Raw genomic sequence first — 20,040 nt, 5'->3', positions numbered from 1 at the left:
TGACGACTTAAAAAAACCGTTATTATAGCAAAATCGGCGGCTTAGGCGGATTTTTTTAGTCTGGCTAAATGTGTAACGCGCCATACACGGTTTCAGCCGCGTTTGGGTCTTGAGCATCGCTGACAAAGCCTTTGCTGACAAGTTTGACCGTTTTAAACGTCGCGCCCGCATCGTCGGTCACAACAACTGTTAAGTTTTGGTCAGCAAAACTTTGCAGCTCTTGCACTAGCTGTTGCATGGTTTTGGTTCTATTTTGCCAAGCTGTTACGCTCGATGTGTTGTTATCCATTAAAACCCTTAAAATTAGATTCTTAAAAATTTAAGTCACCACATCGCTAATTAACGATTTGCTAGCTGGTTTTATCATCGGCCAAGCTATAGCTTAGCGCGGTTTTAACCGCTGATTATTTAACAGTCGGCTTAGCCGCGCTGGACTTGTGCGCCTTGGGCTTGCGCACAGGCAGGGTAATATGCGGCGGAGCAAAGGCGCGGTCGTCGTCGTGATTGATGGCGGCAAACAGCTGCGACTCACTGCGATATGGCACAAGCCCCGATGGCACGACAGTTTTGGCAGCGTCGTAATTGTGAATCGAATCATCAAAGAAAATATGCGGCGCAAAGGTTTTGAGCACCGCGGTTTTTTCTAACCCACCCAAAAAAAACGCCAAATCCACATTCACGCCCCACTCGCGCAAAGTCTTGATGGCGCGTACATCGGCAGGCGCGTTACGCGCGGTCACCAGCGCAATTTGAATCGGTGGGATGACCAATGACATCGGCAGACGACGTTGCAACTGCGACAGCTTGATCAAAAAATCGGCATACGGGCCTTTGTTCATTGGGACATCGCTCATGCGGTCTTCAAAATCATGAAACGCCTGCAGCCCTTCGGTGCGTGACAACAGCTCGCCTGCCTCATCAAACAGCACCGCGTCGCCATCGAACGCGATGCGCAGCTGGTCGGTGTCCAACGCCGCCATGTCAATGGGCGGTGCGTCCAAAATCGCACACGCGCACACGCCTGCATCGGTGACTTGCTGTGCATCGGCATGGTTGGTCGTCAAAAACAAATCGACATTAAAATCCGCCACATAGTCGGCCACACCCATCCCCGAGGTGAATGCCGAGCGGCTAATCGGCAGTCCGTGCGCGCGCAAGGCATTGAGCACTTGAATGCCCGTGTCGGGGCTGTTTTTTGACATAATCACCACCTCAACCAGCGGCCGTATGACCGCATCGAGCGTTTCGGTTTGCGGCTGATAACGGTTGAGGTTGAGGAGTGCACGGATCAGCGGATAGCCTGATCCTGTTTTGAGCGGCATGTGCTCACGCGCTATCATGTATTGGCGAAATTTTTCTGCCGCCGTTGTCGGGTCAGCGGCGCGCGCCTGCTCAAAAAACGCCTCAGATTCAGTCAAATCAAACAGCGCGGTTGCTGAAACCGCAACAATTAACGTATGGGATAAATCAACAGGCATAATAAACCTTTGACAATGTTTTGCGTATCTTGGGATAAATTGACCATTATATAAACAATGCCACAACAAAATTAAGTCCGCTTTTGTTATGCCATCGTGACAGATTTTAGCCAGCCACCGTACCACTGTGAGCGCATTTTTCACGGCCAATACCGCAAAACTTGCCGCCTTAACGCCCATGCCCAATTGTGAAAACCTATCAAAATCTGCTATACTACCCCATTTAAGCGCGCACGATATGATGATGCAAGACGCGCAACGAATAAGGAAGGGCTATGGTCGCAATTCGCTTACCCAGTGGCGATATCAAACAATTTGACGGCGCAACCACCGTCATGCAGGTTGCCGAGAGCATTGGCGCAGGGCTTGCCAAGGCCACCGTCGCAGGGCGTGTGAATGGCAAACTCATGGATGCCAGCGACCCAATCACCGAAGATGCCGATGTGCAAATCATCACGCCCAAAGACCCTGAGGGTGTGGAGATTATCCGCCACTCAACCGCGCATTTGCTTGGACATGCGGTCAAGCAGTTGTATCCTGATGTCAAAATGGTTATCGGTCCTGTCATTGAGGACGGTTTTTATTATGACATCTACAGTGAGCGTCCGTTTACTCCCGAGGACATGGCGGCAATTGAGCAGCGCATGGTTGAGCTTATCAACCAAGATTATGATGTCATCAAAAAAATGACCCCCCGTGATGAGGTCATCAAAGTATTTCAAGACCGTGGCGAAACCTACAAATTGCGCCTCATTGATGACATGCCCGATGAACAAGCCATGGGGCTGTATTATCACCAAGAATACATCGACATGTGCCGCGGCCCTCACGTGCCAAACACACGCTTTTTAAAGGCATTTAAACTGACCAAAATGAGCGGTGCATACTGGCGTGGCGATGCCAAAAACGAGCAGCTACAGCGTATTTATGGCACGGCTTGGGCGGACAAAAAACAATTGGCGGCTTATATTCAGCGCATCGAGGAAGCCGAAAAACGCGACCACCGCAAAATCGGCAAGGCGTTGGATTTGTTCCACTTACAAGAACAAGCACCGGGCATGGTGTTTTGGCATCCCAAAGGCTGGACGATTTACCAAGTGCTTGAGCAGTACATGCGCCAAGTCCAACGCGACAACGGCTATTTAGAAATCAAAACACCGCAAATCGTTGATAGAGTTTTGTGGGAAAAATCAGGGCATTGGGCGAATTACGCCGACAATATGTTCACCACGGCCAGTGAAAGCCGCGACTATGCCATCAAGCCGATGAACTGCCCCTGCCACGTGCAGGTGTTCAACCAAGGTTTAAAATCCTACCGCGATTTGCCGCTGCGGTTAGCGGAGTTTGGTTCGTGCCATCGCAACGAGCCGTCAGGTTCGCTACATGGCATCATGCGCGTGCGCGGCTTTGTGCAAGATGATGCGCATATCTTTTGTACCCATGCCCAAATCAAACAAGAAGCGGCGGATTTTATCGCTTTGACTTTAAAAGTGTATGAAGACTTTGGTTTTACTGATGTCCAAATGAAGCTCTCAACACGCCCTGAAAAGCGCGTGGGAGACGATGCGCTGTGGGATTTGGCAGAAAAAGACCTTGCCGACGCACTGGACAGTGCGGGACTTGACTGGGAGCTACAACCTGGTGAAGGCGCGTTTTATGGCCCTAAAATTGAATTTAGCCTCAAAGACTGCTTGGGGCGCGTGTGGCAGTGTGGCACGCTACAGTTAGATTTTAACCTACCCTCACGCCTAGATGCCGAGTATATCAACGAACAAGGCGAGCGTGACGTGCCTGTCATGCTACACCGCGCGATTTTGGGCTCGTTTGAGCGTTTTATCGGCATGTTGATTGAGCATTATGCAGGCTGGATGCCAGCATGGTTGTCACCGCATCAAGTGGTGGTGATGAACATCACCGACAAACAAGCCGAGGCCTGCCAAGCGATTGCCGAGCAGCTCAAGCAAGCAGGCTTACGCGTCATCACCGATTTGCGCAATGAGAAAATCGGCTTTAAAATCCGTGAGCGTACCCTTGAGCGTATCCCGTACATGCTGGTGCTGGGCGATAAAGAAATTGAGAGCAATCAAGTCAATGTGCGCACGCGTGAGGGCACAAACCTTGGCACGATGAGCGTCGAGGCGTTTATTGCGTTAGTACAACAAGCCGTCGCCCAAAAAGGGCGGCTACCTACCCAACCCACACAGGAGTAAGTGTCATTAAGAGTTCAAATCGTTTAGAGATTAACGAAGAGATTCGCGCCAAAGAGGTGCGACTGGTCAAAGCCGATGGCGAGCAAATGGGCGTGGTCGATATCCGCACCGCCCTACAAGCGGCGCGCGAGGCGGAATTGGATTTGGTCGAGATTGTCCCTGATGCCAAGCCCCCTGTGGTCAAAATCATGGACTACAAAAAGCATCTGTACGACCAAAAACAAAAAGCCAAGGAAGCAAAGAAAAACCAAAAGCAAACCCAGCTTAAAGAAATCAAGCTGCGCCCTGGCACTGAAGAGGCCGACTACCAAGTCAAGCTACGCAAAATCGTTGAGTTTTTGGAAGACCAAGACAAGGTCAAAGTCACCATTCGCTTCCGTGGCCGTGAGATGGCGCACCAACAAATCGGGCTACAACAGCTTGAGCGTATCATCACCGACACCGAAGGCGTGGCAAACGTGGAGCAGCCACCAAAGCTAGAGGGTCGCCAAATCGGTATGCTACTTGGACCTACGCGTAAAAAATAAACCACGCGCTAGCAGTGTGCCGTGATTGGCCAATTGGGTTGGCCATGCCAGTTCTGACAGCGTCAATGCAGCCATTGACGCTGTTGTTTTTTCGCCGCTTAGCGTTTAGCCGCTTAACGTAAGTACAGACAGGCATAGGCAGCAGCACTGCCCCACAGGAGACCCACCGCCATGACGACAGATTATGACGTGATTATCATCGGCGCAGGCGCGTCGGGGCTGATGTGTGCCTTCACCGCTGCCCAACGTGGACGGCGCGTGTTGGTACTTGATCATGCCAACAAGGCAGGCAAAAAAATCCTGATGAGTGGTGGCGGACGCTGCAATTTCACCAATCTGTCGATTGATGCAACCAATTATTTGAGCCAAAATCCGCACTTTTGCAAATCTGCCTTGGCACAATACACCCAATGGGATTTTATCGCGCTGGTTGAAGCGCATGGCGTGGCGTATCATGAGCGTGACCACGGGCAGCTGTTTTGTGTGAACAGCGCAAAGGATATTGTGCAGCTATTGCTGGATGAATGCCATGCCAGCGGCGTACACATCGCGCTGCGCCGTGCGGTAACCGACATCCGCGCGAGCACCGATGACAGCTTTGCCATAGACGTTGCCCCCGTTGCCGATAAACGCGCCAAAACCGCTGCCAACCCACCCAACCCAACACCGCAAACCGTGTATGGCCAGTCGTTGGTGATTGCCACGGGCGGTTTGTCGATACCAACAATGGGCGCAACAGGCTTTGGCTATCAAGTGGCGGCGCAATTTGGGCATGATAGCGTGCCGACATCGGCAGGCTTAGTACCGTTTACCTTTACCGACCAATTGGGCGCAGCATTTGCCAGTTTGGCAGGCACAAGCGTCAATGTGACAGCCAGCAATGCCCACGCGGCGTTTGAGTTGGCGATGCTGTTCACCCATCGCGGTTTGTCAGGGCCTGCCATGTTGCAGCTGTCCAACTACTGGCAACTGGGTGAGCCGATTACGCTTAATTTGTTGCCGCAGCTTGATGCCACCGATTGGCTATTGACGCGCAAACACCGCCAACCCACCGCCTTGCTGCGCAACGTCCTGCCCGATGCCATCCGCCCTGCCCTGCCCAAAAAACTGCTGGCAACCTTGCAGGCCTTGCTGTGGGCGGACATCGCCAACACGCGTTTGGGTGATATCAAAGACCAACGCTTGAGCGCACTGGGTGATACGCTCAATGACTGGCAGGTTTTGCCATCGGGGACAGAAGGCTACCGCACGGCAGAGGTCACACGCGGCGGTGTGGCAACTGACCATATCGCGTCTAAAACCCTGCAAAGCCAACTGCAGCCAAATTTGTATTTTATCGGTGAAGTGCTGGATGTGACAGGTTGGCTGGGCGGTTACAATTTTCAATGGGCATGGTCATCGGGTTTTGTGGCAGGGCAAGCGGTTTGATGGGGTGGCAGTTTTGTCAGACAACCGCCAGCGATTGGCCAGCGGTTGCCACATGGGTGGGGTTAGCGTTCTTTGATAGCGTCGGTTAAAAACTAAACGCGCTGTTTTCGCCTAAGCTGTCAGCGATTTTACCGCCTGTCACCGCCGCGGCGGTCATTTTGAAAAAATTCACCACATTGTTGCCGCTTAGCCAGTACTCTGCGCCGTTGGGCACGACTTTAATCAGCTGAATCTTGACATCCTCTTTACCATGTTCAAAAAACGCGCTGTACATCGGTGACCACAATTCGTCAAGCTTGTCCGCGTCATCAACCAATTCGGCGCGGCCGTTGATGGATAGGTAGTTTTTGTGGTCTGTGCTGGTATAGCTGAGGTTCACCTGTGCGTTGTGTTGGATGTCTTTGACGGTTTCGGTGGTTTTGTCGCCAATAAACCAAATCTCACGCGCGGGCAAATCAACGTGGTTGGTGGTCATCGGGCAAGCGTGCAAGTGCCCTTCGGCGGTGACGGTGGTCAGCATAGCAAATTTAACGTCTTGCATGATGGCACTGACCGCGTCAAAATGTTGTGATGTTTGGCTCATGGCGGCTTCCTTTTTGTTTAAAATTCTTGGGATAACTGTCATATGGTTGTTTAACAAGCGCCATCGGCTTATCAATGTTGCTATAAATAGGGCTAAATTTTAAGATAGAGGTAAATTTTTACCAGTCGAATTTTGTAAACAATTTTCGTGGGTTATTTGGGTGGTAAGGTAACCAGCGATTGGCGAGGGTCTAGATGCACGGCGGATTTTTTCGGCCATCAAAAAACACGCGGTTTGGCGCGCTGGGTGTGCCTGCGTGGGTGCGTGACTACCGCAAACCGATGTTGGCGCAAGACGTGTTGGCAGGGCTGGTGGTCGGTGTGGTGGTGATTCCGCAAAGCTTGGGCTATGCCATGCTGGCTGGGCTGCCGCCTGTGTACGGGCTGTATAGCGCGGTAGTGCCTGTGCTGGTGTATGCGTGGGTGGGGGCAAGTGCGGTCAATGCGGTCGGCCCTGTGGCGATTACGGCGATTATGACGGCGCAGGCGTTGCAGCCGTACGCCCACCTGCCGCCTGCTGAGTACGCGCGGTTGGCCAGTTGGCTTGCGCTGCTGACGGGTGGGCTATTGACGCTTGCGCATGTGTTTCGGCTGGGTTGGATTACCCAGTTTATCAGTCGTGGGGTGACGGCAGGGTTCATCAGTGGTGCAGCGTTGTTGATTTTTTTGGGACAAATTAAGTTTGTCACGGGTATTCACACCACGGGCAACACACTGCTTGCGATGGGTGAGAGTTTTTTTGCCCACCTTGGTGCGTTGCACTTGCCGACGCTGTTGGTTGGAGCGGTGACGTTTGGTGTGCTATTTGTCAATCGCTATTATTTGGCGCGGTGGTTGGGCGGACAAGTGGCGGATAAAACGCTGGCGGTTGTGACGCGCGTGCTGCCGCTGGGGGTGATGGTGCTGGCGATTGTGGCCAGTGCGCTCGGGCATTTTGCGGCGCATGGGGTGGCAACGGTGGCGCATATTCCGCAAGGCTTGCCGCATGTGGTGCTACCGCTGACGGGGCTGCCGCTTGGGCAGTTGATTGCGCTGTTGCCTGCTGCGGCATTGATGGCGTTGATTGGTTTTGTATCCAGTGACGCGGTGGCAGGCAATTTTGCGCGCGTGCGTCATGAGCGGTATGACGCTAACCGTGAGCTGTTGGGGCTGGGACTGGCCAATATTGCAGGGGGTGTGACGCAAAGCTTTACGGTGGTTGGGGGGTTTTCGCGCACGGCGGTGAATGTCGATGCTGGGGCGCAGTCACCGCTTGCCAGCGTGCTGTCGGTGGGGGTGATGGTGCTGGCGTTGGTGTGGCTTGCACCTTATCTTGCGCCGCTGCCGTATGCCGTGCTTGGCGCGACGATTATGGTGTCGATTATCAGCATGGTGGATTTGGCAACGTTTTGGCAAGCGCGCGCGCGTGACCGTTTGGACGCGTTGGCGTTTGCGGTGGCGTTGGTTGGGGTGTTGTTGTTTGGGCTCAATATCGGCTTGGTGGTCGGCATTATGGTGTCGTTTGCTGGGCTGATTTGGCAATCTAGTCATCCGCACATGGCGGTGGTCGGGCAAGTCGGTGATACGGGGCATTTTCGCAACATTGCGCGTCATCACGTCGCCCAACATGCCGATGTGTTGGTGATTCGCGTTGATGAAAGCCTGTTTTATGGCAATGCCGAGTCGGTGCGCCAGTTTATCACCGCGATGGCGCGTGCGCACCCTGCTTGTCGGCATGTTGTGCTGATGTTGTCAGCGGTCAATCACATTGATTTGACCGCGCAAGAGATGTTGGTTGAGCTGGGTCAAACCTTGCTTGCGCGTGATATTTCGTTGAATTTTTCTGAGGTCAAAGGGCCTGTCATGGACGTGATTGCCCACACGCCTGTGATACAAAATTTGTCGGGGCAGGTATTTTTAAGCACCCAGCAAGCGGTTGATACATTGGTGGCGTTAGACCAAACATTGACAGCGCAAACACGACGCTAACACAGCTGCCGCAGTGATATCAGCGCACGCTACCAATTCACCATAGACAAATCGCAACAAAATTGCTAAAACCTCTGTAACATTGACTTCCTCCCCTCCCTATCGTTCGGGGATTCCTTCTGCAAGACGGTGAAGCCCCACCGCAAACCTAAGACAATAGCAACCGCCCGTACGACACACCGTACATCTTAGATTCTTATTTTAAGCTAATCCTACCGTTAGGATTGTCATAGACACGAATTAGCTTAAGTGTGTGTTTGGAAACGTCTTACCAGTTAAGTTACTGCGTACTCGCAATTTAGTCTTAACTTAATTGTGGAATGTAAGACATTGAATATAGTAAGATGAGTATAGCAAAACTTATCGCATTTAACAATTGCCTTATATCCACCGCCTGAAGTCGCAGGTTTACGGCAACGAATGATAAAAGGAATATGCTATGAGTCAAGTTTTGGTGGCAGGTGCAAACACCGCTGTGCCAACAACCAATTTACGCCTACGGGTGGTTAGCCAATTGCCGATTGATTGCGCAGCGTATCGGCTAGCGGCAGATGGCAAGGTGCGTGGCGATGGCGACATGGTTTTTTATGGGCAAACCCAAAGCGATGATGGGCGCGTGCGCTACACAGGGCATGAAACCGATTGCGCGTTTGACGTGGATTTGCCCCAGCAGCCACCCGCGATTGACAAAATCGCGTTGGCATTCTCCAGTGATCGCGCGTTGTCGGCATTGGGCGATATTGAGCTGACCGTGTTTGAGGGCAGCACAGCACTGGCACAATGCCGCGTCACCACCGCAGGGCGCAACGAAAAAGCACTGATTTTGGCAGAGTTGTACCGTCGGCAAGGCGCGTGGAAGCTGCGTTTTGTCGCGCAAGGTTTTGATGGTGGACTTAAGCCTTTGTCAGAATATTACGGCGTACAAATCGCCGATGACGCGCCACCACCCACGCCTACACCCACCAAAACCCCACCGCCTACGCCCAAAAGCACGCTCAATCTTAGCAAAGTGACTTTGACCAAGCAGCAATCTAGCATCAATCTAAGCAAGCGCGACAATTTTGGCGACATTGCCATCAACCTCAATTGGAATCAACGCGCAACCACGCCCAGCCGCGGCACGCTTAGCCAACTGTTTGGCAAAGCGTCGGGCGGCATTGATTTGGATTTGGGCGCGTTTGTCGCCCTGCAACACGGTGACAAGTACGTCATTCAAGCCTTGGGCGGCACGTTTGGCGACCTCAATGCTGCGCCATTTGTGCGTTTGCGCGCCGATGACCGCACAGGCGCATCTGCCAGCGGTGAATGGCTGGATATCAATGGCCGCTACTGGCAACATATCCGCGAGGTGCTGATTTATGCCTTTATCTACGAAGGCGTGCCCAACTGGGCGCAGACCGATGGCGTGGCGACCTTGCACATTCCCGACCAACCGCTGATTGAAACCCCCTTGACCGAAGGCAGCAGTCACCTTGGCATGTGTGCGATTGCGCGGCTGATTAACCAAAACGGCAGCATCCAAGTCGAGCGCGTCAATCAGTATTTTGACGGGCATAAATCCATGGACAGACAATTTGGCTGGAACTTTAGCTGGACACGGGGGCGCAAATAAAGCGTAAAAATAACAAGTTACAAAAACCTGCTTTCATATCGCAAAGACTGTGCTAAAGTGAATTTATACAGCCTAGCCACGGGCTGTTTTTAGGGCAAATTTCAAAAACGGTATCCATTTATCGTATCAAACTTCAATAAGGATTGAAACATGGCAATTTCATTGAATAAAGGCGGCAACTTATCACTATCAAAAACTGACCCATCCTTGAGCCGTTTGCTGATTGGTCTAGGCTGGGATGAGCGCGTGACTTCAGGCGCAGAATTTGACCTTGATGCCAGCGCGTTTTTGCTGGGCGCAAACGGCAAGGTGCGCGGTGACCACGATTTTATTTTTTATAACCAGTTGCGCTCACCTGAAGGCGCGGTCGAACACACAGGCGACAACCGCAGCGGTGTGGGCGATGGCGACGATGAGGTTATCAAGGTAAACCTCACCCAAGTGCCTGCCGATGTCGATAAAATCGTCATCACCGTGACCATTCATGACGCACAAGCACGCAACCAAAACTTTGGCCAGGTGCAAAACGCCTTTATCCGCGTGGTCAATGAAGACACAGGTGCAGAGGTGGTGCGCTTTGACTTGGCAGAAGATTATTCAGTCGAAACCGCGATGGTCTTTGGTGAGGTGTACCGCCACAATGGTGAGTGGAAATTCCGCGCGGTCGGTCAAGGCTATGCAGGCGGCTTGGCAGCGATGTGCGCGCAGTACGGCATCCAGATTTAAAACGGCTCAGTGAATCGCTTAGTAAAAAATGTTTTCGCCATAAAAAACGGCTTTGGTCAAACTGCCAAAGCCGTTTTTGTATGCCGCGCTATCAATGCTCGCGCGTTGCCGAAAAGGTGATATCGGGATAACGCTCTTGCATGAGTTGCAGATTGACGCGGCTTGGCGCAAGGTAGGTCAAGTAGCCGCCGCCATCGACAGATAGCTGGTCGTGGGCTTTTTTCTTAAACTTGTTAAACTCGTTGGCGTCATCACAGTGTACCCAGCGCACAGTGGCGATGGAGACGGGCTCAAACGTGCATTGCACTTTGTATTCCTCGGCAAGGCGATGGGCAACGACTTCAAATTGTAGCACCCCCACCGCGCCCAAAATCAAATCGTTGTTGATTTGCGGCATAAACACTTGCGTCGCGCCTTCTTCTGACAGCTGTTGTAGGCCTTTTTGTAGCTGTTTGGATTTAAGTGGGTCTTTTAAAATCACGCGGCGAAACAGCTCGGGCGCAAAGTGCGGAATGCCAGTGAAGTTTAATACCTCGCCTTCGGTGAAGCTATCGCCAATTTGAATCGTGCCGTGGTTGTGTAGCCCGATGATATCGCCTGCATAGGCTTCTTCTAGTGCCTCACGGTCGCCTGCCAAAAACGTCAAAGCATCGGCGATACGCACCTCTTTGCCAATGCGCACGTGGTTCATTTTCATGCCTTTTTCATATTTGCCTGAGCACACGCGCATAAAGGCGATACGGTCGCGGTGTTTGGGATCCATATTGGCTTGGATTTTGAACACAAAGCCTGAGAATTTTGCTTCATCGGCCTGGACCATGCGCTGGGTGGTGGCATGGTCTTTGGGCGCAGGCGCGTGCGCAACCAAGGTATCAAGCACCATATTCACGCCAAAATTGCCCAACGCTGTGCCAAATAACACGGGCGTTTGCTCACCGCGCAAAAATGCCGCGCTGTCCCAGTCCTCATGCGCCATTTGGGCAAGCTCAAGGCTCTCTTCAAACTCACGAAACGCGATATCACCAATTTTTTGGCGAATGTCGGGGTAGTCATAGCCGTCGCGTTGCTCAATCTCAATCAGCTGTGTGCCAAAGCCTTTTTGGTAAATATAGGTTTTGTTCTCGCCCAAATGATACACACCGACAAAGTCCTGCCCCATGCCAATCGGCCACGTTAGCGGTACACAGCGAATTTTCAGCACGTCCTCGATTTCATCAAGCAGTGCCAACGGGTCACGGATTTCACGGTCTAGTTTATTGACAAATGAGATAATCGGCGTGTCGCGCATACGGCAGACTTCCATTAGCTTGATGGTGCGCTCCTCCACACCCTTTGCACCGTCAATGACCATCAACGCACTATCAACGGCCGTCAAGGTGCGGTAGGTATCCTCACTAAAATCCGCGTGCCCTGGGGTGTCAAGCAGGTTAATCATGTGCTTTGCGTACGGAAACTGCATCACTGAGGTGGTGATAGAAATACCGCGCTCTTGCTCCATGCTCATCCAGTCGGATGTGGCGTGCTTGTCGGTTTTGCGGCTTTTGACCTCACCTGCGGTCTGAATCGCGCGCCCCCACAGCAACAGCTTTTCGGTCATGGTGGTCTTACCCGCATCGGGGTGGCTGATGATGGCAAACGTGCGCCGTTTGGCGACTTCGCTGGCTAAACTCATGGGTGGCTACTCGGTTGTGACAAAAAATAAGTTGTTTAAAACGCAGCAATAAAAAACCGCTATTGTAGCCGATTTTGCCCCATTTGGCGATTTTGCTCAGTGATTTGGTAAGGTGTTAGCCAGCGGCGCAAGCCAAACTCACAGCTTGGCGGCAAGTAAAAACCTGACAAGATTGCGTGACAAAATTCCACCAATTTGGCGTGGCATTGTACCAATGGCTTACCGTACAATGTTGATGACAACCAAATCCACACGCAACACCTGTTTTTTTGCTTTTTAATCCGCATGTCCAAGCCCACACCAACCACCAATCACACCACCACCCACCCACAACCGCTTGCCGTGCCTGCCAACGCGCGCCTGCCCACTGTCAAAACCTTTTTGCTTGCCATCGGTGGGGTGGTGGTCATGTGGTTGCCTGTGTTGCTGCTGCATTTGACGTTGGTGATGTTTTCTGCGCTGATTGCGTACGCTTTGACGCGCAGCATCGCCAACTGGCTACGCAAACAAATGGCGTATCTGCGCCCTAATTGGTTTGGATTTCAAACCAGTCAGCTTGCCGAATGGCTGGCGTTGGTCAGTTGGCTACTAATTACATCGCTACTGGTTGTGCTAACGAGTGATTGGGTGGCAGAAAAAATGAGCATCGATGTGTTTGGCAAATTGGTTGAGCAAATCACCTTGGTGCTTGACCAGTTGCACCGCATGTTGCCCAATGACGTTGCGCGCCATGTGCCAAGCTCAGTCAATATGCTGCAAACACAGCTGCTGGCCATGGTCAAAACTTACGCGCCACAACTGCAAATTGCCGGGATACACACCTTGCGCGGTTTTGGCTATGTGCTGATTGGTACGGTGATTGGCTCGATGATGGCGGTACAAATCCCACCGCGCCCACGCGCGCCATTGTCGCCCGTTGCCCGTTACGTGCGTGAACAGTTTGATGAGCTTACCCGTGTGTTTGGCGAAGTGTTTTTTGCACAGGTCAAAATCTCGATCATTAACACGCTACTGACGGCCATTTATTTGCTGGGTATTTTGCCAATGGTTGGGCATCCATTGCCGCTGGCATGGACGGTGGTGCTAATTACCTTTGCCTGTGGGCTGATTCCTGTGGTCGGCAATTTGGTATCCAACATCATCATCGTGCTGCTTAGCCTAACGCACGGCTTGGGGGTTAGCCTCGCGTCGCTGGCTTGGCTGGTCAGCATTCACAAGCTTGAGTACTTTTTAAACGCGCAAATTATCGGGCAACGCATCCATGCCGCCGCGTGGGAGTTGTTGGTGATGATGCTGTTGTTTGAGGCGACATTTGGCATTGCAGGGCTGGTTGCCGCGCCTGTCATCTACGCCCAAATCAAGCGCGTGCTGCTGCATCGCGGTTGGTTGTGATTGGTTGTGCCGTTTGTACTGGCTAGGGTTTGCTCGGCCAGAATAACACAATCGCGCTATACTGTTATGCTATATTGTTACACAGCTTTGTGGTGAAATATGCCCAATCAGACCCCACAGGTGCGTATAGTGCGACAGTCCAGCCTTGTTGGGGATTTGTTTGAGCAATTGGATTAAAATAACGCAAGCTATGCGCGGATTTTAATAGTAAATTTTAATTAACTTACTTTTTTAATTAACTGTTTAAGGAAAAATCTCATGGCACAAATCGGTAATAACAGCGTGGTACAATTTCATTACACGCTAAAAGACGATGACGGTAACATCATTGATCAATCAACCTCTGACCAACCTTTGACCTACTTACACGGTCACCAAAATATCATTCCAGGCCTAGAAAACCAACTTTTGGGCAAAAACGTTGGCGATAAGTTCACCGCGTCAGTCGCACCTGCGGACGCGTATGGCGAATACGACGACGCTGCGGTACAAGAAGTGCCACGCGCCAATTTTGAGGGTGTGGACACCATCGAACCGGGCATGCAATTTCAATCAGAAACTGAAGATGGCGATATCATCTTGGTGACAGTGCGTGATGTACAGCCCGATGTGGTGATTGTTGATGCCAACCATCCCTTGGCAGGCAAAAACTTGCATTTTGATGTTGAAGTGGTGGATATCCGTGATGCCAGTGAAGAAGAATTGGCACATGGTCACGCGCACGGGGTGGGTGGTCATCACCACTAATCGCTTGCCAACAAGCCACGACAACAAAAACCCATCGGTATCGATGGGTTTTTGTTGTGTGCTGAACGGTGGTTACCAGCTATTTGGGCATCCTGCCCATCACATCTTGGTGTTGTCATCCTGACAATCATTCCCTTGGCGGCATGTTGTCCCTATCTCAATCCTTGAGTCCAGCCACTTGAGCCGTTTGGTTCTGGTGACTGCTGCCGTTGAGCCCATTATGACAAAATGCACGGTCAGATGGTAGCCGCCACAGCGTCAATGTTTGTACGCTATGGCTTACACGTGGCTAGCGGCTGGCTTTGGGCGGCTGCAAGCCATCTAGCATGACGCGTGCCGCTTCTTGGATAAACGCTTCACTTTCGGGCAGTTTGGGACGCTCGGCTTGTTTCATACGGCTACGCGCTTCTAGCTCGGCATCTTGCGCGGCTTGGTAGGCAGCCCAATCACGGTATGGCGTTTGCCCCGTGGCTAGGCGGCGTTGGTTTTCTGCGGCCAATGTTTCTTGTTCAAGGCGCAAGCGATAGGCGCGGCGATCGTCAATATCAAGCTTGACGGGTTTTTTGTCGTCTTCTTCGTTACGAATGGCGTTGAGTTTTTCTAAATAAACAAACTGCGGGTCACGCGCTTGCCGCTGTTTGGACGCTTGCACCAGTGATTGTACGGTATCGGTGCTGTAGTTGCCTGCAGGCATGAACGGCACAGCGCGGATGGTATCCCACTGTAGCGGATTTTTCATATAACGCTCGCCAAAATCCAACCCGTCATAGATATTGACCAGTGACACATCAGGCACTACGCCTTTGTTTTGCGTGCTACCGCCTGTGATACGGTAAAACTTGCGCTGGGTCAAGGTTGCTGAGCCAAGCGGCAAGTTGTCCAGCTGAATTTGCGCTGAGCCTTTGCCTGTGGTGGTGCTACCAACCACCAACGCGCGCCCGTAGTCCTGCATCGCTGCGGCAAAAATCTCGCTTGCCGATGCTGATCCGCCATTAATCAGCACCACCATGGGGCCGGCATACACTTGGCTGCCGCCGTCTTGGTCTTCATACACCTGCACATTGCCGCGATTGTCGCGAATCTGCACGGTCGGCCCTGATTTGACAAACATACCAATCATTTTGGAGACTTCATCAAGCGATCCACCGGGATTGTCGCGCAAATCCACCACCAATCCGTCGATGTTTTGTGCATTCAAGGCATTGAGGGCGTTTTCGGTATCAATGCTGACGCTGCGATAGCTTTCGCCTGCGCGGCGGGCTTTGTAGTTTAGATAAAAACTTGGAATTTCAAGCACGCCAATGCGCTTAGGTGTGCCGTGGTTGTCAGTCACACTAACCACACGCTGGGTCACGCCTGTGTCGTCTTGTTTGATGACATCACGCACCAAGCTCACGTTACGCGCCGCGCTATCAGGCGCGTTTTGCGATTTGACGCGGATGGTCACCGTCGAACCTTTTTTACCGCGAATCAAATTGACGACTTCACGGGTCGACCATCCCACGGTATCAACCATATTGCTGCCTTCTGAGGCAACGCCGATGATGAGGTCATTGGGCTTAATCTGCCCCGAACGCGCGGCAGGCCCGCCATCGACTAAGCTCATGATACGCGTGTAGTCAGGGTTTTTGCGGTCAGGCTGAATGGACACGCCAATCCCGACCAGCTCAAGGCTGTTTTGAATTTGTATTTCGGTGGCTTGGGTGGGCGCAAAATAGCTACTGTGGGGGTCATACGCTGCCATCGCGGCATTGAGCAACGTCTCGACGCGTTGGTCGGTGTTGCGCCGTGCCATCTGCCCTTGTTGGCGTTTGATGCGATTGGCAAGAATTTGGCTGGGCGTGCGGGTTTCGTTTTTTACCAAATCGGCGGCATCGTATTGCCCAGCGTTGGCGGTAAAAAATTGGTCTTTGGCTTTTTCTTCTTCTTGGTTGATGGTCATGCCAATCAGCTGATAGGTCAGCTGCTGTTGCCAAAACGTGCGCTGCGCGTCGGTATTGGCAAAGTACGGCAATTTTTCGCGGTCAATGATCACGCTGTCATTGCGCTTGAGATTGACGGGCGTTTGCAAAAATTTTTGCGCATAGTCATAGTACTGATTGGCGCGTTCTAGATAGCGGTTGTAGATGTCAAAGGCGGCGTTTAAGTCGCCACGCTTGAGCATATCGGCAAATTGATTGGCGTATTTGCGGTTGAATTCATCAATATCGCTTTGCAAAAACAAGCTGTGATTGGGGTCTAGCGCCTCATAATAATTGGTCAAAATCTCTTTGCCTGTGGCGGTGGTGAGGTGCTTGTCCAAATAATGGCTGCGGTCTAGGCGTGCGGCGATATCGCGCGTGACTTGGCGCTGCGCGTTGGTGGGCGCTTGGCTGCCTGCGCTGACGCTTTGGGGGTCTTGCGCGGCGATCGCGCGGTGGTAGCTTTGCAACAAGACACTGCCGCCCAAAATCAGTGTCAGCAGGCTTGCGGTCAGTTGTTTGTAATGCATGAAAAATCCGTCACCCAATTTATGGCCAAATTTAGGTTAAAATGGTTTGAAATTTTATTTTAAGGATAAAAACGATTGGGCGATGCGCCCAACCGTCAATCGGTCTAGCATTACATTTTGCCATGTTGCTGACCGATTGACTATAACAGAGCTGTAAACAAATCCGCGAATTGTTGCTAATGTTCCATGAATTATTTTACTTAAAATAAAATTAAGCCAATTTTTCTAGCAGCTGCGCTAAGGTGAGCAAGTGTTTTGCGCCGTCGCGGCGATTGACGTATTCATAAAGAGTCTGCGCAGGGTCATCGTGAATGTTTTTATCAGCAATTACCACACGGTGCGGAATACCAATCAACTCCAAATCAGCAAACTTCACGCCTGCGCGCTCATCGCGATCATCAAGTAGCACATCCATACCACGCGCTTGTAAGGTTGCGTATAGCTGTTCGCTCAGCTGCATGGCAGGGTCTTGTACTGCGTCTTTGAATTTACCTTTGATCATCGGCACAATCACCACATCAAATGGCGCAATGCTCTCACCTGTTGTGCTGATATTCCAAATAATACCGCGCTCATCGTGGTTTTGTTCAATCGCTGCTGCCACAATGCGCGTCACGCCAATGCCATAACAGCCCATCAACGGCGTAACAGGCTTGCCGTCTTCGCCAGTGACAGTGACATTCAGCGCGCGGCTGTATTTGTCACCAAGTTGGAAAATATGCCCAACCTCGATACCGCGGCGGATGCGCAACGTGCCTTGCCCATCGGGTGACGGGTCGCCCTCAACGACGTTACGGATATCTGCCACTGCACTGACCTCGGCATCGCGTTGCCAGTTTACGCCTGTGGCATGAAATCCTGCCCGATTGGCACCGCTGACAAAGTCCGATAGCACCGCCGCGCTGCGATCTACGATGACAGGCATGGGCAAATCAAACACGCCGATATAGCCTTTGTGTAGTCCTGCTGCTGCCATTGCCGCCTCGCTTGCCATGGTCAAAGGTACTTTGACTTGTGGCAATTTTTCGGCTTTAACTTCATTTAGCGTGTGGTCACCGCGTAGCACCAACGCAACCAATGTTGGCACGCCGTCCTCAGTAGGCTCACCTTCTACAATCAAGGTTTTGACGGTTTGGCTTAGCGGAATATCAAGGTGGGCGGCCACTTGCTCACAGGTCGGCATATCGGGGGTGGCAACGTCTTGCTTGCTTTGCGTGCCTTGGCCAAACTCGATACGATCCAAAGCGCGTTGATAAGCATCCACGGTTACGGCTTCGGCAAGCTCAATATTGGCGGCAAAATCCGACGTGTCTGAAAAGACGATATCATCTTCACCGCTACTTGCCAGCACTTGAAACTCGTGGGACGCAGAGCCGCCAATCGCGCCAGTATCGGCTTGTACAGCGCGAAAATCCAGCCCCAAGCGCGTAAAAATATTGCTATATGCGCGATACATCACACCATAGGTTTGTTGCAACGAATCGGGATTGACATGAAACGAATACGCATCTTTCATGATAAATTCACGCGAGCGCATCACGCCAAAACGTGGGCGGATTTCATCGCGGAATTTGGTTTGGATTTGGTAATAATTCACAGGTAGCTGTTTGTAGCTTTTGAGCAAGGCGCGCGCGATATCCGTGATGACCTCCTCATGGGTGGGGCCTAAAACAAAATCGCGCTGGTGGCGGTCTTGAAAACGCAGCAATTCTGGGCCATACGCACCAAACCGTCCCGATTCTTGCCACAGCTCGGCAGGCTGGGTGACAGGCATCAATAGCTCTTGCGCGCCTGCTGCGTCCATCTCTTCACGGATGATGGTTTGCACTTTTTTGAGCGTGCGCAAGCCCATCGGCAGCCATGTGTACAGCCCCGATGCCAATTTGCGAATCAAGCCTGCACGAATCATCAGCTGGCTTGATACGATATCGGCATCGCTAGGGATTTCTTTGAGGGTAGCAAAGGTAAATTGGCTGGCGCGCATGGGTCACCTTGAATATTTAACAAATAACAAGTAAAAATTGATTGTTGATCATCAAAAACTGCAGGCAGTGGCTCAAGCTTGGACGCTTAAAAAATTATCAAACCTAGCGATATGCCACTATGCAATGATTTGCCGCGTATTGTAGCAGTTTTTACTGCCTTGTGTGTGAGTAAGTCGGGCGATCGGTTGCGGTTGTGTAAAATATCGCTAAATTTTGCTTTACACGCCTTGTCGTTACTGTATCTGATACTTACTAACATTTATAATTTTGCTTAATCTTTTTGTTGTTTTATGGGTTTTGCCTTGATTTTATTTTGCCTGTATCTTTCAAAAATTTACGCCATACGGAGACTGTATGCAACCCACTTCAACACCGCCCACTGATCCACGCCCCACCGCAAAGCCTACCTCAACGTTTGGGCGATGGTTATCTTTATTGCTCTTGACGCTGATCGCTTTGTCTTTGCTGGGTGGCTTGGCCTTGTATTGGCGTAATTCACAACCTGCTCCAGTGGAGACCATCAGCCGCGAGGGTGTCATTAGCAAAATCCAAACGCTCAACCGCTTACAAACCGTGGTCTACAACGTTGATACCGTCATCACCAGTCAAAAAGAAGGCAACTGGTACGCGCTGTGGCAAGACCACCAAAAAGCCCTGTTTGTCGCGCATGGGCGTGTGCAAGCCGGTATTGACTTAAGCCAGCTGACACCTGCCAATGTGCACGTTGAACCTGAAACACGCAATGTCACCATCACCTTACCGCCTGCGCAGGTGCTTGAGGCGTATCTTGACAACATCGAGGTGTACGACATCAACACGGGGCTGTTTAATATGTTCAGCGCCGATCCGCAGCTGTTTGCACAGGCGCAAACCGTCGGCAAACGTCAAGTGTTGTCATCGGCGTGCCGCGCGGATATCTTGAAACTGGCGACAGACAACGCCCAAAAACAGGTGCAATCGTTGTTCGCCTTGGCGGATTTAAACGTTGTTGTCAATACCGTACCGCCCAAAGCGTGCGCCCGTTAGCATTGGGGTTTTTTGCTGGTACTCGGGGGTTTGTGGTGTTTTGGTCTTTGTGCCAAGGCACGGCTAGCTATCGCACCCGCGGCTAACTATCAGCGCCCTAGGCGGCAAAGATTTGACAAAACTTAAACAAAAATCAGCGACAAACGGCGGTGTTTAGCAGGTGCAATGGTTGGATGATTGGTTAGAAAATTGCTAC

General features: G+C 51.6%; 16 protein-coding genes. 9 read left to right on the top strand and 7 right to left on the bottom strand.

What is annotated here, in order from left to right; translation table 11 throughout:
- Positions 1–64: 64 nt before the first annotated feature.
- A complete protein-coding gene (locus AC5L4R_RS05865; RefSeq protein WP_494472505.1) occupies positions 65–238 on the bottom strand; it encodes a hypothetical protein in 174 nt (57 codons plus the stop codon).
- A gap of 166 nt (positions 239–404) precedes the next feature.
- A complete protein-coding gene (locus tag AC5L4R_RS05860; RefSeq protein WP_494472504.1) occupies positions 405–1,478 on the bottom strand; it encodes a 5'-nucleotidase in 1,074 nt (357 codons plus the stop codon).
- Positions 1,479–1,753: 275 nt separating this feature from the next.
- Between AC5L4R_RS05860 and thrS the strand changes: the two genes are divergently transcribed.
- The 3 genes from thrS (at position 1,754) to AC5L4R_RS05845 (ending at position 5,643) form a co-directional block, all read left to right on the top strand.
- Positions 1,754–3,688, top strand: coding sequence for a threonine--tRNA ligase (thrS, locus tag AC5L4R_RS05855; protein WP_494472503.1), 1,935 nt, complete (start codon positions 1,754–1,756; stop codon positions 3,686–3,688).
- Positions 3,689–3,717: 29 nt separating this feature from the next.
- Entirely contained in the window at positions 3,718–4,215 is a 498-nt protein-coding gene (infC, locus tag AC5L4R_RS05850) for a translation initiation factor IF-3 (protein WP_494472546.1), read from the top strand.
- 171 nt (positions 4,216–4,386) lie between these two features.
- A complete protein-coding gene (locus tag AC5L4R_RS05845; protein WP_494472502.1) occupies positions 4,387–5,643 on the top strand; it encodes a BaiN/RdsA family NAD(P)/FAD-dependent oxidoreductase in 1,257 nt (418 codons plus the stop codon).
- 85 nt (positions 5,644–5,728) lie between these two features.
- Here the strand turns inward: AC5L4R_RS05845 and AC5L4R_RS05840 are convergent, their stop codons facing one another.
- The gene (locus AC5L4R_RS05840) at positions 5,729–6,226 is read right to left on the bottom strand and encodes a pyridoxamine 5'-phosphate oxidase family protein (protein WP_494472501.1); all 498 of its coding nucleotides are present in this window, start codon (positions 6,224–6,226) and stop codon (positions 5,729–5,731) included.
- Positions 6,227–6,420: 194 nt separating this feature from the next.
- Between AC5L4R_RS05840 and AC5L4R_RS05835 the strand changes: the two genes are divergently transcribed.
- The 3 genes from AC5L4R_RS05835 (at position 6,421) to AC5L4R_RS05825 (ending at position 10,531) form a co-directional block, all read left to right on the top strand.
- A complete protein-coding gene (locus AC5L4R_RS05835; protein WP_494472500.1) occupies positions 6,421–8,193 on the top strand; it encodes a SulP family inorganic anion transporter in 1,773 nt (590 codons plus the stop codon).
- Between the two features lie 439 nt (positions 8,194–8,632).
- Entirely contained in the window at positions 8,633–9,805 is a 1,173-nt protein-coding gene (locus tag AC5L4R_RS05830; protein ID WP_494472499.1) for a TerD family protein, read from the top strand.
- Between the two features lie 150 nt (positions 9,806–9,955).
- Positions 9,956–10,531, top strand: coding sequence for a TerD family protein (locus AC5L4R_RS05825; protein ID WP_494472498.1), 576 nt, complete (start codon positions 9,956–9,958; stop codon positions 10,529–10,531).
- Between the two features lie 91 nt (positions 10,532–10,622).
- On the opposite strand, the gene AC5L4R_RS05820 is transcribed toward AC5L4R_RS05825, so the two are convergent.
- Positions 10,623–12,203 carry a peptide chain release factor 3 gene (locus AC5L4R_RS05820; protein WP_494472497.1) on the bottom strand — a complete coding sequence of 527 codons (1,581 nt, stop codon included), beginning with the start codon at positions 12,201–12,203 and terminating at the stop codon, positions 10,623–10,625.
- A gap of 59 nt (positions 12,204–12,262) precedes the next feature.
- Positions 12,263–12,445 (bottom strand): hypothetical protein, encoded by a 183-nt coding sequence (locus AC5L4R_RS05815; protein ID WP_494472496.1) that lies wholly within the window; start codon positions 12,443–12,445, stop codon positions 12,263–12,265.
- Positions 12,446–12,488: 43 nt separating this feature from the next.
- On the opposite strand from AC5L4R_RS05815, the gene AC5L4R_RS05810 reads away from it, so the two are divergent.
- Both AC5L4R_RS05810 and AC5L4R_RS05805 read left to right on the top strand, forming a co-directional pair.
- Positions 12,489–13,595, top strand: coding sequence for an AI-2E family transporter (locus AC5L4R_RS05810; protein ID WP_494472495.1), 1,107 nt, complete (start codon positions 12,489–12,491; stop codon positions 13,593–13,595).
- Positions 13,596–13,853: 258 nt separating this feature from the next.
- Positions 13,854–14,342 carry an FKBP-type peptidyl-prolyl cis-trans isomerase gene (locus AC5L4R_RS05805; RefSeq protein WP_494472494.1) on the top strand — a complete coding sequence of 163 codons (489 nt, stop codon included), beginning with the start codon at positions 13,854–13,856 and terminating at the stop codon, positions 14,340–14,342.
- Positions 14,343–14,631: 289 nt separating this feature from the next.
- On the opposite strand, the gene AC5L4R_RS05800 is transcribed toward AC5L4R_RS05805, so the two are convergent.
- Together AC5L4R_RS05800 and AC5L4R_RS05795 are read right to left on the bottom strand one after the other, a co-directional pair.
- Complete coding sequence (locus tag AC5L4R_RS05800) at positions 14,632–16,833, bottom strand: carboxy terminal-processing peptidase (protein ID WP_494472493.1); 2,202 nt, start codon at positions 16,831–16,833, stop codon at positions 14,632–14,634.
- A 211-nt stretch (positions 16,834–17,044) separates the two neighbouring features.
- Entirely contained in the window at positions 17,045–18,817 is a 1,773-nt protein-coding gene (locus AC5L4R_RS05795; protein WP_494472492.1) for a proline--tRNA ligase, read from the bottom strand.
- A gap of 355 nt (positions 18,818–19,172) precedes the next feature.
- On the opposite strand from AC5L4R_RS05795, the gene AC5L4R_RS05790 reads away from it, so the two are divergent.
- Positions 19,173–19,844 carry a DUF4230 domain-containing protein gene (locus AC5L4R_RS05790; RefSeq protein ID WP_494472491.1) on the top strand — a complete coding sequence of 224 codons (672 nt, stop codon included), beginning with the start codon at positions 19,173–19,175 and terminating at the stop codon, positions 19,842–19,844.
- The last annotated feature ends 196 nt before the right edge of the window (positions 19,845–20,040 follow it).

The sequence above is a fragment of the Faucicola sp. SE7633 genome (assembly GCF_059264685.1).
The sequence above is the reverse complement of the archived record's forward strand: the minus strand, read 5'-3'. Positions and strand labels throughout refer to the sequence as shown.

Coding starts and splice junctions, on each gene's coding strand:
- AC5L4R_RS05865 (WP_494472505.1), bottom strand. CDS start 238: ATGCAACAGCTAGTGCAAGAGCTGCAAAGTTTTGCTGACCAAAACTTA.
- AC5L4R_RS05860 (WP_494472504.1), bottom strand. CDS start 1,478: ATGCCTGTTGATTTATCCCATACGTTAATTGTTGCGGTTTCAGCAACC.
- thrS (WP_494472503.1), top strand. CDS start 1,754: ATGGTCGCAATTCGCTTACCCAGTGGCGATATCAAACAATTTGACGGC.
- AC5L4R_RS05845 (WP_494472502.1), top strand. CDS start 4,387: ATGACGACAGATTATGACGTGATTATCATCGGCGCAGGCGCGTCGGGG.
- AC5L4R_RS05840 (WP_494472501.1), bottom strand. CDS start 6,226: ATGAGCCAAACATCACAACATTTTGACGCGGTCAGTGCCATCATGCAA.
- AC5L4R_RS05835 (WP_494472500.1), top strand. CDS start 6,421: ATGCACGGCGGATTTTTTCGGCCATCAAAAAACACGCGGTTTGGCGCG.
- AC5L4R_RS05830 (WP_494472499.1), top strand. CDS start 8,633: ATGAGTCAAGTTTTGGTGGCAGGTGCAAACACCGCTGTGCCAACAACC.
- AC5L4R_RS05825 (WP_494472498.1), top strand. CDS start 9,956: ATGGCAATTTCATTGAATAAAGGCGGCAACTTATCACTATCAAAAACT.
- AC5L4R_RS05820 (WP_494472497.1), bottom strand. CDS start 12,203: ATGAGTTTAGCCAGCGAAGTCGCCAAACGGCGCACGTTTGCCATCATC.
- AC5L4R_RS05810 (WP_494472495.1), top strand. CDS start 12,489: ATGTCCAAGCCCACACCAACCACCAATCACACCACCACCCACCCACAA.
- AC5L4R_RS05805 (WP_494472494.1), top strand. CDS start 13,854: ATGGCACAAATCGGTAATAACAGCGTGGTACAATTTCATTACACGCTA.
- AC5L4R_RS05800 (WP_494472493.1), bottom strand. CDS start 16,833: ATGCATTACAAACAACTGACCGCAAGCCTGCTGACACTGATTTTGGGC.
- AC5L4R_RS05795 (WP_494472492.1), bottom strand. CDS start 18,817: ATGCGCGCCAGCCAATTTACCTTTGCTACCCTCAAAGAAATCCCTAGC.
- AC5L4R_RS05790 (WP_494472491.1), top strand. CDS start 19,173: ATGCAACCCACTTCAACACCGCCCACTGATCCACGCCCCACCGCAAAG.